Raw genomic sequence first — 16,064 nt, forward strand, 5'->3', positions numbered from 1 at the left:
CAAAAGCCCCCGCATTTAATTCAATTAATTAATTTACAAATCAAATTCCGCTGCGCCCGCGATTTCAATCAAGGGCCGGTGCATGCCGCCTGCGATTATACGGGAGATATAATGACGTCTAAAATTTTGGCACTCTTTTCAGAAACAGCTATTGATCTATTTCCGGGTCAGGGATTGACCATTGAGAATGACATGATGAAGGATTTGGCGCTGTCGGGGCCGGACTTTATTATCCGCTTTGCGCAGCAACCATTCCCCGGGGAAGAGACAGGCATGAATGCGGTGCTGGACCTGGCGCCGATCTCCGCCTTGCGCACCGTGCTTCCAAGCTTGCAGGCCTCGGTGGCGTTGCACGAGCATCCCGATGGCTACATGCTCCGCGATTTGGGCCTGTTGAGCGCGCGGATAGGCGAGACGAAGCTGTTCGATTCGCTGTCGCTCGCCGCCGGGACGGCCACCCTCGCGCTCGGGCTGGCGCCGTGGCGGCTGGCGCTGACCGCGGAGGACGGACAGCCCGTGGGACGCATCGCACTGCCGGGGACCAGCGGGATCGCCTTCGACATCAACCAGCTGACGCTCGACGCCTCCGGCGTCGCCAGTTGCGCCGCGGCGCTGGTGCCGGGTTCCTGTACCATCGGCGCGTTGTCGCTGTACGTCGGCGAGGGCACCCTGGCGGTGCGCGGCACCCGGGTCGAGGCGCGGCTGAAAGCCAGCTTTGAACTGGATTACTTCGCCGGCGCCAGCATCGACCTGCAATTGACCGTGGCCGGCGACCTAGCGGACGGGCCGTGGACGATCAGCGGGCTGACCCACATCGGCGGCAACGCGCCGTGGCGCGATCCCAGCGGACTGCTGACCTTCGACCAGATGTCGGCCACGGTCGATTTCACCGCTTCCGGGGCCGGCTACACGTCGACGGTGCGCATCGGCGGGCGGGTCGCGTTTGCCGCCCGCAGCCTGCCGGCCAGTGTGGAAGCCTGGTTTGGCCGGTTGTTTAGCGGGCTCACCGTCACCTTCGCCGACCTCACCGTGCAGACCGGCGACATCACCTTGCCGGCCTTCACGTTCTCCCCGCCCGAATCGCTGCGCCTGAAGGCGCTGGAGATTTTCCAGCTGAACGTGCCGACCCTAGCCTTCGGCAAAGGCTACGTCATCCTCAAGGACGCCAACATCCGCCTGGCCGAAGCGGGCGCGGTCCTGAGCGGCACGATCGGCGACCTCAAGATCCTGCTCGACGCCGGCCCGTCGCTGGAGCTGGGCAAAGGCCGGACCGCCATCGACATGGAGCTGGCCACGCCGGGCGGCTTCAAGGGCCAGGCGCGGCTGGTCGACATCTCCACCCCGGACGTCCAGGCGATCCGGGGAGAGGGCCGGATTTCCTCGCCGGCGCTGGCGCCGGTCGAAGCCACCTTCACCATCGGCAGTTCGCGCCGGGTCGACGGCAAGACCTGGCGTCCGGTGGTTTCGATCATGGTCGGCGAGGACGACGTCAACATCCCCCTGTTCCCCGGCGTGGTGATCACCCGCATCGAACTGGGCGCCGGCATCAACCGCCATGTCGCCGGCGTGACCAAGCTCTCGCTGCAACAGGCTCAGCAACGTTTGCGCGACGGCCTGCCCGACGTCTTCAAGCAGGAAAGCTGGGAAGACCACGAGACCGCGCTGACGATGGTGGCGCGCCTGTTCGTCGAATCGTCGCAGACCACCGGCGCCGCCACGCCATCGCTGTACGTCGCCGACATGACGCTGCTGATGACGTCGGAGTTCCAGTTCGCCGCGTTCGGCAAGCTATGGTTCTACACCAGCCGGGGCGATGCCAGAACCGCGCCGTTCCAGCAGTATCCGTCCGCCGTCGGGCTGGCCATGTTCGACGGCCAGCAGCCGTCGCTGCGCGTGGTGGCGATGACGCACCCGGACGGGCGCTCCACCCTCACCGACAAGATTCCGGCGGCCCAGTTGCTCGGCATGCGCATCCCCCGCTCCCAACTGGCGTTCGAGGCCACGCCGGCGGGCATGGCGCTGGTGCTGGGACCGGTGGAGGTCGGCACCACCCTGGGGCCCCTGCAGGTGGCCGGCTCGACGCTGTTCGCGTTGCGCTCGGCCGGCGGCCGGGTGTACGCGATCTCGCGCTCGTCGCTGTCGGCCAGCTTCAGCGCCTCGACCCGCACGCTCAGCGTCGGTCCCGCCTCGCTCAGCGGCAGCATCAACGCCGGCTTCGCCGCCACGCTGGGGCTGCTGGGACACTACGCCAACGGCGCGCTGACGATCTACGGCGTCGCCCATGCCAGTTGCTGGGTCGAGCTGGCCCTGCATGTGCGGATCGGCTTCAGCATCCGCATCCGCGCCGGCTTCGTGCGCATCACCATTTCCTGGCACCAGGACTGGGATTTCAACCTGCGCATGCATGTCGACCTCGATCTCGAAGCGACGCTGACCAGCGACGGCGGCATCGGCATCGACGGCCGCGCCAGGATCGAAGTCAACGTGCTGGGCATCGGCGCGGCACTGTCGCTGCAGATCGCCGCCAACGACCAGCTGGTCCGCGACGGCCGCGCCATGTACGCCACCATCAACCAGGACGTCAACCAATTACTCGGAGCTTAAATGGCAGACCTCTACTATTTCAAGAAGATCACCCAGAGCCAGTGGCTGGGCCTGCGCCTGCCGCGCGACCTGCGGCTGGACGTCGGCGACGACGGCGCAGTCAAGGTCGCCGCGCCGTGGCGCTTCGAGCCGCTCTCGCCGCTGCCCGGATGGGCCGGCCAAGCGCGCGTGCTCACGCTGTGCGACGCCGACGGCAGCGCCGAGCCGGGATTGGCGTGGATGGCGGCCGGCGACGCCGCCTGGCAACCGTTCCGGGGCAGCCGCACGGTACTGGGGGCCTTGCCGGCCAGCGACGAGATCGCCGCCTTGGGCGATGCGATGGAGCAGGCGTCGCTCAGTCCGGTGCTGCCGCTGCGGCTGTACCAGGCCTACCGCGACTACCAGGGCGATGCCAGCGCCCCCGCCTACGACGACGAGCGCGTGTTGCTCACGCTGATGCAAGCGGTCGGCGGCACCGCCGCCAACCAGCCGGTCGAGGCCTACGCCGAACTGCTGTTCATCGTCGATTCGGCGGCAGGCCCCGGCCCGGCGCCGGGCCCGGAAATCGACGCCGGCGCGGGCCCGGTCGGCCAGCTGCGCCTGGTGGCGAGCCAGGCCGAATCGGGCGTGGTGTTGCAACTGGGGCATGGCGCGCGCACCCTGACCAACGGCGGCATCGTCGCCGCGATCAACGCCGGCGCCGGCCAGCCCGGCTCGACGTTCGCGCCGTTCTATCGCTGGTATCGCACGCTCGGGGTCGCCGAGCGCCGATCCGGCGAGTCCGGCGCGGTGCTGATTCCGGCCGAGGCGCCGCGCCCCGCCGCCGGCGCCTCGGCCGACTTCGCCGCCTGGGCGGATCGCCCGTTCAGCCTGGCGGACCGCCTGGGGCCGCGCCAACTGATCGGCGAACTGCTCAACTACGAGGTCAAGCTGTTTAACGCCCACGGCCGTTGCACGCACAGCGGCCGCGTCATGCTGAAGCGACAGCGACTGGGCCCGGTGGCGCCGCCATTGCGGGCGCGCGCCGAGCTGCTGGCGCCGGCGGACAACGGTTCGACCGCCATCTGCACGGTGGCGTTCGATATCGCCGCCGACGAGGCCGAGCCGGGCACGCTGAAAGCGGTGCTCTACCGCCAGGATTATCCGGTCGTGCCGACCGGCTTCTACGGCGACGACGACGATGGCGCGCTGGTGGTGGCCCGCTCGCTGAACCAGGCCGGCGACGGCGGGCTGGCCGGCGGCGTGCAGTTTCTCAACGATGTGGAGGCCGGCGGCGAGCAGATGCCGAACCTGTCGAACCATAACCTGGTCGAAGTGGACGCCTATCCGATCGCGCCGGCGCCCGCGGCGGCGCGGACGGACCGGGAGACCGGCGGGGCCGATGGCCCCGACTGGCAAATCAGCATGCCGCTGAAGCTCGAATCCGGCCGCGCCACCCAGCTGTTCCTGGCCCTGCGGCGCGACGCGGTGGGGGTGTCCGCCGTGCCGGAGTCGCCGGTGGCGCTGGCGCAGCACGTCACCGGCCTCACGTTGGACAACCTGCTGATGGTGCCGCACTTCGAACGGTTCTGGGGGGCGCCGCCGGCGGCCGAATGGCTCGGCGAGGGGCGCGCCCGCGTGATGGAGGTCGAAGGCGATCCGGCCAAGCCGGCGGCGGTCCGCGTGGTGGTGCAGCACGCCAACGCCGACAACCAGACGCTGATCGGCGGCTACCGGCTGTGGCTGCGCGATGTGGCCGCCCCCGGCGACGACACCCCGTTCGAGGCGGTGGCCATGGTGCAGGCGGTGCCGCGGCTGGTGAAGGTTTACGCGCCGATCGAAGGCGGCCGCCAATGGGCGTTCGCGCGGCCGGACGCTGGCGCCGGGCCCGGGGCCGCGTTCGACCCGGCGCCGCCGGACGCGCCGCCGGCCGGCTACACCCCGCTCAGCGCGCCGGCGGCGCCGGCCGAACCGAAGACGGACCAGCGGACCAGCGCGGCCTCGGCCGCCAAGGCGTTGCAACAGGCGATGGACGCCCCCGGCGACGCCCCCCTGCTGCTGCAGGCGGTGCGCAAGTTGCAGCGGGCCGACTGCGCGCGCGAAGTGTTGCTGTCGGTCGCCACCCGGCGCGCGATGGAGCGGGCGTTGCGGCCGCCGCCCGGCAACTGGCTGTTTTTCCGCGACCAGAACGGCAACCTGCTGGGCCGCGCGCTGCAATTCTGGCTGCCGGCGGGCGTCGCGCCGCACGCGGCGTTGCGCTCGGTGTACCAACTGGCCGAGCCGCCCAGCGCCCAGGACACGGTCGCGCTCGACGACTTCGGCCGCGTGGCCTGGACCTGGAACGGCCTGGCCGACCTGTGGCGCCACGAACTGGAATGGCTGGTCGAGGCGGTGCCGCGCTACGCGCCGATCAACCGGCAACGCGCCGCGCTCGGCCCCGATGCCAATGGCGAGGCGATGGCGGTGCGCCAGGCCGCGCCCGCGCTGTGGCACCGCCTGGTGGTGCAACGGCGCTTGCCGTTCAACGCGCATTTCGCGCTGTCCCAGGTGCTCGACGCCAAGGACGACGCCTTTGTCATCGCGCTCGACGCGCCGCGGGAGTTCCGCCAGGCGCTGCACAATACGGTGGCGCGCACGCGCCAGGGGGTGCTGCGCATGCATCCCTCGCCGGCCACCACCCGGTTCCTGTACGGCGACGCCTATGACGGCGCCACGCCGGAGCTGTTGGGCGCCTGGCTGGGCGAGCCGCCGCCCGCCCCGCCCCCGGACGACAAGCCCGAGGCGCCGACGATGACGTTCGGCGACGCCAGGCAGGACCAGGCCGGCATATATGGCGAACTGCTGTACGACGAGCCGCCCTGCATGGAGCTGTCGGTGGAGGTCGGCGCCAGCGCCGACGACATGCACGCCGCCTCGCCGGCCGGCATCAAGTCGCTACGTCGGCACGGCGTGGCCGTCGGCCCGGCCTTCAATCGTTTGCCGATCAAGCGCTCGGAGCAGAACAACACCCTGCATGTCGATATTCCGCTGGCCAGGCTCGGCTGGAGCTACAGCGGCGACGGCGGCGGCCGCATCGGGCCGCACATTCCGGCCGCCGCGCTGGAAGGCTTCCGCGACCGCGCGCTGCTGGATCTCCCCGATCCCGAGGCGGAACTGGTGCTGCTGTTCGAGTTCGACAAGCTGGCGCGGCCCGTGGCCCGCTTCCGCGGCAGCGCGCTCAAGGGATCGGACTTCGACACGCAGGCCGGCTTGCCGGCCTTCCAGCAGATCGCGTGGGGCACGGTCAGCGCATGGGACAAGTTGACGCCCAGCCTGGCCGGCGGCCACCTGCGCCTCAGCATGGCCATGGATATCAACGCCAGGGAGCCGCAGCGCATCATCGCCTGCTGGCGCCGTCAAGGCATGGCCTTTCCCCACATCACCCAGGAGTCGATAGCATGACCGACAACACAGCGAAATCACTGCCGGCGCCGGTCGGCGCCGGCGACGGTTACACCCGCATGGACAAAACGCCGGTCGTCTGGTTCGACGGCAAGCCACGCTCGGTCAACGTGGTATATGTCGCCGATGGCCGGACGGTGGCGCTGGGCCGGATCGCGGGCCAGAAAAGCCCGACCCTGAGCGCCTACGGCGAAACGCTCGCCGGCATCACCACCCGCGCCGGCGCGGCCGGGACCGCGGCGTTCGTCAGTGGCCATTGGCTCAACGGCAACGACATCGGCGGCGCCACGGCGCTGGCGGTGGCCATGAAGACCTACCTGGGCATGTTGCCCGACGCCGCGACGGCGTTGAAGATCGACGACCGCCCGCTGCTGGGCCTCGAGGCCCCGACGCCGGGCGAGACGGTCGACGCCCGGCGATGGTCGGTGGCCGTTTCCGGCGACTTCGTCGTCCCGGGCCTGGCCGAGACGCTCTCGCTGCGCCCGGCTGTGGTGACGCTGGCCGACGACGCCCTGTCCTTCGACGAGCCGGGGCTCGCCGACCGCGAAATCGGCGCCGGCCGCCTGACGCTGAAACTGACCGTCGCGCTCGACGACGACGGCGACATCGCCCCCGGCCCGGGCGCCCTGCCGTCCGTGGAAATGACGGCCGCCGTGTCGCTGCTGCTCGACGAGAAGATCGATGGCGCCTGGGAGCGCCCGGCGCAACTGTGGCTGCCCACGACCACCGGCCTGCTGCGCATCGTCCAGCCCGGGGACGCGGCGGCGCCCTATCTGCTGTTCAGCGAAAGCCGCGGCGTCGACGTGCAGGGCTGGTTTCCCGCAACCGGACGCGGCGCGCGCGCCCGCCTGATGCTCGACCAGAGCGGCGGCAAGCGCCTGACCGTGCGCCGCGGCCCCGGCAACACGCGCGAGTTCACGCTCGAGATCGACCGTCCGGCGCTGGTGTTCACCTTGTTCGGCCTGGCGATCAACGGCGCGACGTTGCAGGCGCCGATGTTGCCGCCGGGCGCCGCCGACCTGGCCTCGGCGGCGCCGCTGCAGTTGGTGCCGGTCCACCTTTGCGGCGACCACGACAGCCAATGGTCGGTCGGGTACGCGGGCGATCTGCGGCTGCACTGGCGGGCTCCGGCCGCCGCCGGCGACGCGGCGCTGACGCATTTCACCGGCCACGGGAACTGGGTGCGGCCGCCGGAGGCCGCCGTCAACGACGCGCCCGGCCCGTCGATAGCGCGGGCCCTGATCCCGATGGCGCCGGACGGCGCCCAGCAAAGCTTCCTGGTGGGCGGCGGCACGACACCCGGCGGCGGCGCCATCCTGAACGTCGAGGCGCTCGGCGAGTTTACGGCGATGTCGCCCGAGGCCACCGCGCTCGGCCCGTTGGCCAGCTTCCACCCGCTGGCGCAGCCGGCGCGGGAGCTGTGGGCCGGCGGCGCCGCCGCCGTGGTTCCCGAGCCGGCCGCGCTGCGCCCGGCGTACCGGCTGCTACCCGGCGGCGTCGAGCCCGGCGATGCGCTGGCATCCTTCCGCGCCACGCGGGTGCCGGCCGGCCCGCCGTCGGCGGCGGCCGACGTCGCGCCGCAATCGGTCAGCGACGAGGAGTGGCAAGCGCAATGCGGGTGGGCCTACGCGCCCGGCGCCGCCGATCCGGCGCGGCGCGAGGAGGACCGTACGGCCTGGCCGGGCGAGCGTTTCGGCTGGGCCGACGCCTTGTTCCTGTCGCGCGCGGCGCTCGGGGACAACGCCGGGGCGGAACTCAACCCCGCGCTGGCCTGGGGCGAGATGCGCAGCGAAGGCGATCAATTCCGGCCGATCCGATGGGTGCGCCTGAGCGACGACTCGCTGAAGTCGCTGGGCTCGGCGGCGGTGGCGTCGTACGAGGCCGCCGCCGCCGTGCTAAGCGCGCCCGACATCTCGCTCGGCGCCTACGCCCTGGCCGAGGAAGGCGCGGCGGACGATTGGGGCCTGGCCCACCTGTATCTCAACGAGCGCGTCCAGGGCGGCGTGAGCGAGTTTACGCTTGAGGCGCGCGGCGCGGCCGGGACGGTGGTCAATCTTCCGATCCAGCAGCCGGCCGGGGTGAACCGGATCGCGCTGTCGTGCGCGGCCGGCCTCGACGTGGCGGTCAACCTGTCGCCGGGCGTGGTGACGGCGCGCCTGAACCGCGTGTACCTGGAATTGGAGCGGCGCGGCGGCCGGCTGGTGGTGGTGCGCGCCATGCTGGGCTGGGGGGTCGCCAAAGCCTTTGGTTGGGGCAAGCAAGCCACGCAGGCGGACGCGCCGGAGTTCCACGTCACCGAAAACTTCGAGCGCGCGGCGGACCGGCTGCGGCGTTCGGTCGAGTTCAACGGCGTGCTGGCGCGCCAGGTCGACAAGGAGCACACGGTGGAACTGTATTTCTGGGACGCGCTGCTGGCGCACGGCGCCGCCTCGGTGCGCGTCATCAGCCACTATCGGCTGCAGCAGGCCAAGAACACCTACACCTCGATCTGCGCCTTGCAGGACGCGGCGGTGGTCGACGGCCGACTCGATCTGTCGGCCGACATCGCCATCCTGCGCGCCAGCAGCGGCGAGCAGACGGCCCAGCTGTCCTACCCGTGGGCGCCGGAACGGCGCAAACTGTACCGCCTGCTGTTCAACGCCGCGCCCGATGCGTTCTATTCCTACGCCGGCTTCCTGCGGATACGCGGCGCCAAAGCCGACGCGGTCGTCCCCGCCGCGCTCGATACCAGCGTCGAGGCGCGGATCGTGCCGGCATGGTTTCTGTGCGACCGCGACCTGATCCCGTGGTTCAACACCGGCACCGGCACCGCGCCGCCGGACCGCGACAACTGGAGCTCGGCCGGTCTGCTGCGCACGGCGTCGGAGGGCGGCGGCAAAATGCTGGACATCCGGCTGGTGGCGCCGGGTGGCCTCAACATGAGCCAGTGCTATGCCTCGACCCTGATCGGCGTGCGCGGGCCGGATCACACCGATGCGACCGGATTGCCGCTGTGGGCGCCCGCGCCGGTGCGCGTGCCGCCGCCGGCCGTGGCCGAACCAGACGGCGGCGCCGTCGCCGGTGCCATGCAGCGCCTGTGGCTGTTCAATCCGGGGCCGCGCGTGGTCGCCCAATGGCCGCCGACCGGCGACACGCCCGAGGCCCGGCTGCAGGCGGCGCTCGGGCATGCGCGCCAGCGGCTGTGGCGCATGGGCTGGACCCGCGAAGCGGTGCTCGAATCGCCGGCGCCCGACACGCCGGCCGGGGTCGCGTGGCGCATCGTCGACTCGCCGCTGGTCAACCGCGGGGCCTCGCTGGCATGGTTTGGCTGGCCGCTCGCGCCCGATGCCCAATATCTGCGCGAGGCGCTGCCGTCGAGCCGGCAAGCGCCGCAGACCCGCGGCGCGGCGCGGCGGAGCTATTCGCTACAGGTCGAATTCGACCACGACCGCCGGCAAAGCGAACCCCGGGCCATGCTGGTGCGTGACAGCGGCAGCGGTTCCGGCGCGCCGGGGCCGATGGCCTTGACCTTCCGCGCCCGGGGCCTGCGCGTGGGCGTCCATCACAAGGCCGTGTCGTACGGTCCGCAAGGGCCGCGGGCCTTGCCGTCCGCGACGCCGCTGGCGATCCCGGCGCCCACCGAAGGGGCGCCGCTGTCGGTGATGGACGAACTGATCAGTTGGGCGGCCGAAAGCGTCGACCTGGCGCCCGCCGGACTCGTGGCCCTGCCCGGCAATGTTGTGCGATACACGCTGCAACAAGCGTACAACACCGTCCACATCGGCGGGGCGCCGGCCGACCTGCAATGGAACTCGCCGGATGGCTGGGCCGACGTCAAGAATGACGAGGCGCTGCGGTTGCCCGCCGCCGACAAGCTGGTGCTCGAACTGAGACAGGCGACCCCGGGGGGCTGGGGGCCTTTGCACCTGACGCTGGGGACGGCAGGCGGGCCGGTGCGCAAATCCTTGTTCCCGCGCACCGGCGCGCGCCTGGCCGGCGTGTTCGACCGGGACGGCAAGCTGTTGGCGTTCGGCGAGGAACAAAGCGTCTATGTCGCCCCCGTTGCGCCGCCCGCCGGCAACGCCGCGGCGGCCACGTGGTTGCGCGTGGCCGCCGTGGCGTTGCCGGCGCGCCAGCACGCGATGGCGCACCAGGTCACCACGATCGATCTGGACGGGCGCCGCACGCACTTCGTCCACTAAGTCCACGCAACGCCGGCGGCGGCGTTGCCCACCCCCGCCTCTACTTTTGGAGAGAAATATGTTCAACTCAGAAACGCTCGAAGTCTGCATCGGCATGATTTTCCTGTTCCTGATGATGTCGCTGATCTGCACCGGAATCCGGGAATATATCGAAGGGATTTTGAAGTGGCGCGCCATGGACCTGGAGCGCGCCGTGCGCACCCTGCTCGACGACAAGGACGGCACGCTGGCCCAGTTTTTTTTCTCGCATCCGCTGATCTCGTCGTTGTATCAAGGCCAGTACGATCCGGCCAGGCTGGCCGGCAGCAGCGTCAACCGCAGCATCGGCGGCGATGGTCAATCCAAGCACATGCCGCTGGCGGCGCGGCGCAACCTGCCGTCGTATATTCCGGCCGAATTGTTCGTCAAGGCGCTCATCGACGTGGTCGGACGCGGGCCGGTGAGCGCCGGCGAACCGGTCGCCGATGAATCGCTGACCATCGAACTGTTGCGCAAGCGCGCCGCGGCGCTCGGCTCGCCCGTGCTGCAGCGCGTGGTGTTGAGCGCAATCGACCACTCGGAAGGCAATTTGAAGCAGATGACGCTGAATCTGCAAAACTGGTTCGACGGTTCGATGGACCGCGCCTCGGGCTGGTACAAACGCCGCACCCAGGCCGTCCTGTTCGGGCTGGGCCTGCTGACGGCGGTGGTGATGAATGTCGACGCCCTGTATGTCATGGGCCGCCTGACCACCGATAAGGCCTTGCGGGAAACCATCGTGACGGCCGCCGCGAAGGCGTCCAACCCGGCGGAAAAGGATGCCGCCAAGCTCGCCGACGACGCGCGCGATGCGCTGGCCGCGGTCGGCATGCCGATGGGATGGGTCGCGTCGGCGACTTCGCCCAATGTGTTCGGCTACACGCCGGTGCAGACCTGCGTGACGGGGAAACACACCGAGTGCGGCCAGCCGTACAACCTCATGCAATTGCTGATCGGCTGGCTGATCACGGCGATCGGGGTCATGCTGGGCGCGCCGTTCTGGTTCGACGTGCTGAACAAGTTCATGGTCATCCGCTCGACGGTCAAGCCGCACGAAAAATCGCCCGAGGAAGGCAGCGAAGACCGCAAGAACACGGCCGCCGCGCCGCCGGCGGCGGCCTTGCCAGCCCCCGCGCCGGCGCCGGTCCCGGCCGACCAGGGCAAACTGGCGGAGCAACCGGCAACTGGCTATCCAGCGGAAAAATCCTTTGTTCCACACCAATGGCGTGACGACGCCGTCAACCTCAAGGAGATCAAACTATGAGCGCAGGTTCCAATCAAGCCGCATTGATGGTCGATCGCGATCCGCGCCGTCTGGCGCCGGCCTTCGCCGAGGCGGTGCTTCGCGCCCTGGCCGAATGCAATTCCAGTCAAAACGCGCTGGGCGCCATGCTATACGAGGGTTACCGGTCGGCCGAGCTGCAAGCGATGTATTACCAGCGTGGGCGCACGGTGATACCGCCGCTCGCGCCGGTGACCAACGCGCCAACCAATCTGCAAAGCTGGCACGGCTACGGGCTGGCCGTCGACATCGTGCACGAGAAAAAATACTGGTCGCCGCCGGAAGGGGAAAAATGGTTCCGCCGGGTGGCCGCCATCTTCAAACAGCACGGCTGCGCCTGGGGCGGCGATTGGAAGAGCGTCGACCTGCCACACTTCCAATGGGGCCTGTGTACGGCCAGTCCGTCCAAAGCGGCACGCGACCTCATCACCAGCGACGGCATGCAGGCCGTCTGGAGCCGCCTGGGCGCGATTGACGGCAAACCGGCTTAGACTAGGCGAACGGCAGGGACGAGCTTGAGCCCTCCGCGCTGGCGGAGGCCGACCGGGCGACCGGGCCGGTCTCCGAGGCAAACCCGGAGGGAAAATCCTCCGGGACCTCGGACGGCAGGTCGGCATCCACGTGCGCACGGGTCGCGCTCAAGCTCGCGTCGACCCCCGCCGGCGGCAGTTTGATGCCCGCCAGCAGGCGTTCAAACGCCTGTGCCTCATCGTCCGATACCGGCCACCACGGCTGGCCTGTGACCAGCGGGTGCTCCCGCATGGCTTTTCTTAGCGGATCGTCCTCGTCCAAATAGGACGCACGCTCCAATTTTCCCCGCCAGTCCCAACCATACGCCTCATGCGCGGCGCCGATGGCGATCAGCCGCGTTTCTTCGATGATGGTGTGGGTGCCCGGCGGCGGCGCCGCCGCGCCTGGGGTCGAGATGCCAAGGCGCATGCCAAGCCGCTGCAATTTTTCGTGCGACTCGCGCCGCCAGCGTTCGCCGATCGTTTCTTCCGGCGCGCTGCCTTGCTGCAGCATGGCGAAATACCGCAGGCGGTTGCCCCAGCGCTTGATGGCGCGCGGCGTGTTGCGATGCTGCGCCGCCACCTCGGTCCAGACCTTCAAACCCTTCTTGAAGTCATCCGAGTCCCGCACTTCAATGGCTTGCTCCCGTAGCCGCAACAGGCCGTGCACCAACAGAATCAGCGACATGGCCGCGAGCAGCGCCAGCGGCAAACCATAGACGAACTCGACAGGATTGACCTGGCCACTTTGGAATTTTTTGGCCTGCACCGGCGGGGCCTGCGCCGCAGAGACCTGGGCGGGCGCCGACGGCAACGCCGTTTTCGATGGCGCCGCCGACGGCGACGCGACGGCCGCCGGCGTGGCCGCCGCCGGCGTCACATCGGGCGCCGGCATGCGCACCATGGCGCCGATCAGGATGCCGAGGCAGATTGCGGCCGCCGCCAGGCAGAGCGGCCAGGCGGTGGCGAAGCCTTGCACGATTTGGCGCCAGCCGCCGTCGTCGCCTGCCGCGCGTCCGCTGAACAAGGTATCGGCACCGATTTCACCGCGTGTCGGCACCATGATTTCCAGATTGATGAGTTTTTCAAGATAGTCGTGCGCGTAGGCGCGCCGGCGCCGCCTCGCCGCTTCTTCCGGCAACGGCTGCCGCCCGTCGAGCGTGGTCGCGGTCTCCGCCGCCAGTTCGTTGGCGATCTTCTCGAACGCCATGCCCAGCGCCGCCGCCACCCTGGAGGTCGCCATGCCGAACACCACGAAACACTTGCCCGAGGCCGTGAGGAAATTCACGGTTTCCAGCACTTCCAAGATGTTCTCGGGCCGGCACCGGTCAAGGTCGTCGATGACGATGGTCATGCGGTAAGGTAACGCGTCGGCCACTTCTTCGAACTGCTGGGCGAACGCCGCGCGGAAATTGTTTTGCGCGCTTGCCTGCCTCAGACTGATGTGCTCGGACACGCCCTTGACCATGACCGCCGGATCGACGCCGAATGCTTTCATGCCCTTGTAGAGCGCCGCCAGCGCCGCGCACAGGGCCAGTACTTGCGCCAGCGGCGCCAGCTGCTGCACGCCAAGGCCGCTGGCGGCGGCCGTTGTGGAGCCGTCGAGCAGTTTCGGCAGCGCGGCCAGCCGAGTCAACAGATCGAGCAATTCGCCCACCGAATGCCGGAATGGAAACGCGCATGCGCTCGACACCAGCACCAGCAATATGAAACTCAATAGAAAATGCTGTTTCGAGCGTATCCACAGCAGCTTGAGGCGGAATATCCATCCGGCCGGCTTGAGCGACGACGGCGCCGCCTCGGCGCGTATCGCCCCGAGCAACGCGCTAAACAGCTGTTCGTCCTTTTGGTGGTGCCAGGCGTTGAACCAGATCGGACGCTGGCCGTAGCGTTTGAGGTCGGCGCACAGCAGACGCATCAGTGAACTTTTGCCGGTGCCCCAATCGCCGGTGATGGCCAAGGTCAGCGGAGGCGAGGTTTTCTTGTTGCGCAGGAAGCGCGACAGGCCGCGCGCCAGCGGGCCGAACTCGAGCCGGTCGTCCTCGAAGGCGGCGATGGCGTCGTCGTCGACAAACATCCCGGCCGCCGACTTGTCGCCGGCGAGCGAGCGGCGCCGGCGCAATGCGAAGCGCAACATGACGATCGCCGGCAGCAGCGCGACCCAATACCACAGGGCGGGAAGCCGCCGGTAGCCGGCCCAGCCCTCGCGCCAGTTGGCGCCGCCATCAGTGGTGCCGTGCAGGGTGCCGTTGCGCATGGCCCAGCCGCGCAAGCCGTCCTCCAGGAATGTCGCCGCCGTCGACGGGGAGTCCGGCCCTCCCCCCTCCGGCAGCCCGGCCGACCACCAGTCGCGGCCGCCATCGCCGCTCAGGTAGATGGTGCTGCTCCCGAAACGGTTGCTGATGGTCCACCATCCGCGTGCGCCGTCGGCGCTAAAACGGGGCAAGGCGGGATACCCGACTACGATACCAGCGCCGACATCGTGCCGAATCGGCGGATCGAGCCGGCCGCCGTCGATAACAATGCCGCGCGGGCTGCGAAATTCGTTTGCCGGCACCGCATGCCATGTCTCGCCAAGGTTTTCGGACCGGAAGCGTTGCGTCAAGGTGGCCGCCCACAACAGCTCTTTTTGACCTTCCCACAGTGCAAGGTCATACACGGTCTCGCCGAGTCCTTTCGACGACCTGCGCCAAGCCGTCCCGCCATCGCTGGTAAGCAGCATGGGGCCGTCCTGTCCGAGGGCCACGCCATGCAAGCCATCCTTCGCCACGACGATCTTGATCAGGTGGGTACGCTCCTGGACCGGCGCCCGCGTCCAACGCTGGCCGCCGTCGACGGTTTGCTGGATGCTGCCGTTGTCCCCCACGGCCCAGCCCCGCAGACCGTCCCGATGCACCGCAACGGCATTCAGGGCGTCCGCTCCCGCGCTGGTCTGGGCCGCCCACGTCGCCCCGCCGTCGGCAGTGGCGATGATCGTGCCGCCGCTGCCGACAGCCCAGCCGCGCAGACCGTCGGCAGCGAACGCCGGCGACGAGATGCGCCCGAGCGCGTTGCGTGTCTGTGCCTGCCAACCGACACCGCCGTCATTGGAATGGACGATACCCGCCGACCCGGCGATCCAGAGACGGGCACCATCGCCTTGTGCGGCCAACGCATAGATCCTGGAATGGCCCGTGACTGCGGTGTGCGTCCAAGTCCGTCCCCCATCCCGGGTCGCCGACAGCCGGCCGGCCTGGGTCGTGGCCCAACCATGCTTGCCGTCCTCAAGCATTTCAATATCAGAAAAGACCAGGTCCGGTTGGCGGTCCACGCGCCGCCAATCGCGGCCACCATCGGTGGCCCAGAACAGGTCGCCCGCTTCGTTGACAATCCAGCCGCGCTTGCCGTCGCGCAGGAAACGCACCTTGACGAAGGGGAATCGGGTATCGATGTCCATGCCAGAGACGCGCCGCCAGGTGGCGCCGCTGTTATCGGTGGTAAGCAACGTGCCTCGATCGCCGATGACCCACGCCTTTTCGCCGTCGTCGCTCCAGAAAGCCGATTTCAGCGCATCGTCCCGGCCGGGCCGCCATGAGGTGCTCCAAGTCGGCGAACGCCAATGCTCGCCGCCATCGTCGCTACTGGCAAAAGCGCCATCGAGACCCACGACCACGCCATGGCGGCCGGCCGGATCGAAGGCGATCGAAGTCCACCGCTTGCCCTCCAGCGCAGCCGCCGAGACCGTCGTCCAACGCCGGCCTCCGTCCGTGGTCCGCCGCAGCCCGGCCCCACCCACCGCCCAGCCGAGCCGCCCGTCCGCACTGAAGGCCAGCGCGTCGACCTGCGTCAGCGCGCTGGCGATCGGCGACCAATCGGCGCCGCCGTTGTCGGTGCCGACCAGGTCGCCGGCCGTGGAGAGGCCCCATCCCCGGCGGCCATCGCGCAGGAACATGATGAAACGCATCGCGCCGGTATCGGGCAACCGCAGAAAAGCATTGCGTTCCAATGGCGTCCAGAACGATGTTGGCTTGAACCAATTGATGCCGATGGGCGCGGGAAGTTGACGCATTGCGACCCACGTCGTCGCGGCCA

6 protein-coding genes are annotated in these 16,064 nt (G+C 69.3%); 5 read left to right on the top strand and 1 reads right to left on the bottom strand.

Going from position 1 to position 16,064, the window contains the following annotated elements; translation table 11 throughout:
• Nucleotides 1–192: 192 nt before the first annotated feature.
• From NHH88_19690 to NHH88_19710, 5 genes are read left to right on the top strand one after another with little or no spacing between them, the layout of a single operon-like run.
• Nucleotides 193–2,604 (top strand): hypothetical protein, encoded by a 2,412-nt coding sequence (locus NHH88_19690; GenBank protein ID USX11916.1) that lies wholly within the window; start codon nucleotides 193–195, stop codon nucleotides 2,602–2,604.
• Nucleotides 2,605–6,003, top strand: a complete 3,399-nt coding sequence (locus tag NHH88_19695; protein ID USX11917.1) for a hypothetical protein — start codon at nucleotides 2,605–2,607, stop codon at nucleotides 6,001–6,003.
• Nucleotides 6,000–10,184 carry a hypothetical protein gene (locus tag NHH88_19700; protein ID USX11918.1) on the top strand — a complete coding sequence of 1,395 codons (4,185 nt, stop codon included), beginning with the start codon at nucleotides 6,000–6,002 and terminating at the stop codon, nucleotides 10,182–10,184. Before NHH88_19695 ends, NHH88_19700 begins: the two co-directional genes overlap by 4 nt.
• Nucleotides 10,185–10,242: 58 nt before the next feature.
• Nucleotides 10,243–11,466, top strand: coding sequence for a hypothetical protein (locus tag NHH88_19705; protein USX11919.1), 1,224 nt, complete (start codon nucleotides 10,243–10,245; stop codon nucleotides 11,464–11,466).
• A complete protein-coding gene (locus NHH88_19710; GenBank protein USX11920.1) occupies nucleotides 11,463–11,975 on the top strand; it encodes a M15 family metallopeptidase in 513 nt (170 codons plus the stop codon). The genes NHH88_19705 and NHH88_19710 overlap by 4 nt, the downstream gene beginning before the upstream one ends.
• 1 nt (nucleotide 11,976) lies before the next feature.
• On the opposite strand, the gene NHH88_19715 is transcribed toward NHH88_19710, so the two are convergent.
• On the bottom strand, nucleotides 11,977–16,041 hold the full coding sequence (locus NHH88_19715; GenBank protein ID USX11921.1) for a YCF48-related protein: 4,065 nt from the start codon (nucleotides 16,039–16,041) through the stop codon (nucleotides 11,977–11,979).
• Nucleotides 16,042–16,064: the final 23 nt, after the last annotated feature.

This window comes from Oxalobacteraceae bacterium OTU3CAMAD1 (assembly GCA_024123915.1).
Classification (GTDB): Bacteria; Pseudomonadota; Gammaproteobacteria; order Burkholderiales; family Burkholderiaceae_D; genus Rugamonas.

Coding starts and splice junctions, on each gene's coding strand:
- NHH88_19705 (USX11919.1), top strand. CDS start 10,243: ATGTTCAACTCAGAAACGCTCGAAGTCTGCATCGGCATGATTTTCCTG.
- NHH88_19700 (USX11918.1), top strand. CDS start 6,000: ATGACCGACAACACAGCGAAATCACTGCCGGCGCCGGTCGGCGCCGGC.
- NHH88_19695 (USX11917.1), top strand. CDS start 2,605: ATGGCAGACCTCTACTATTTCAAGAAGATCACCCAGAGCCAGTGGCTG.
- NHH88_19690 (USX11916.1), top strand. CDS start 193: ATGATGAAGGATTTGGCGCTGTCGGGGCCGGACTTTATTATCCGCTTT.
- NHH88_19710 (USX11920.1), top strand. CDS start 11,463: ATGAGCGCAGGTTCCAATCAAGCCGCATTGATGGTCGATCGCGATCCG.
- NHH88_19715 (USX11921.1), bottom strand. CDS start 16,041: ATGCGTCAACTTCCCGCGCCCATCGGCATCAATTGGTTCAAGCCAACA.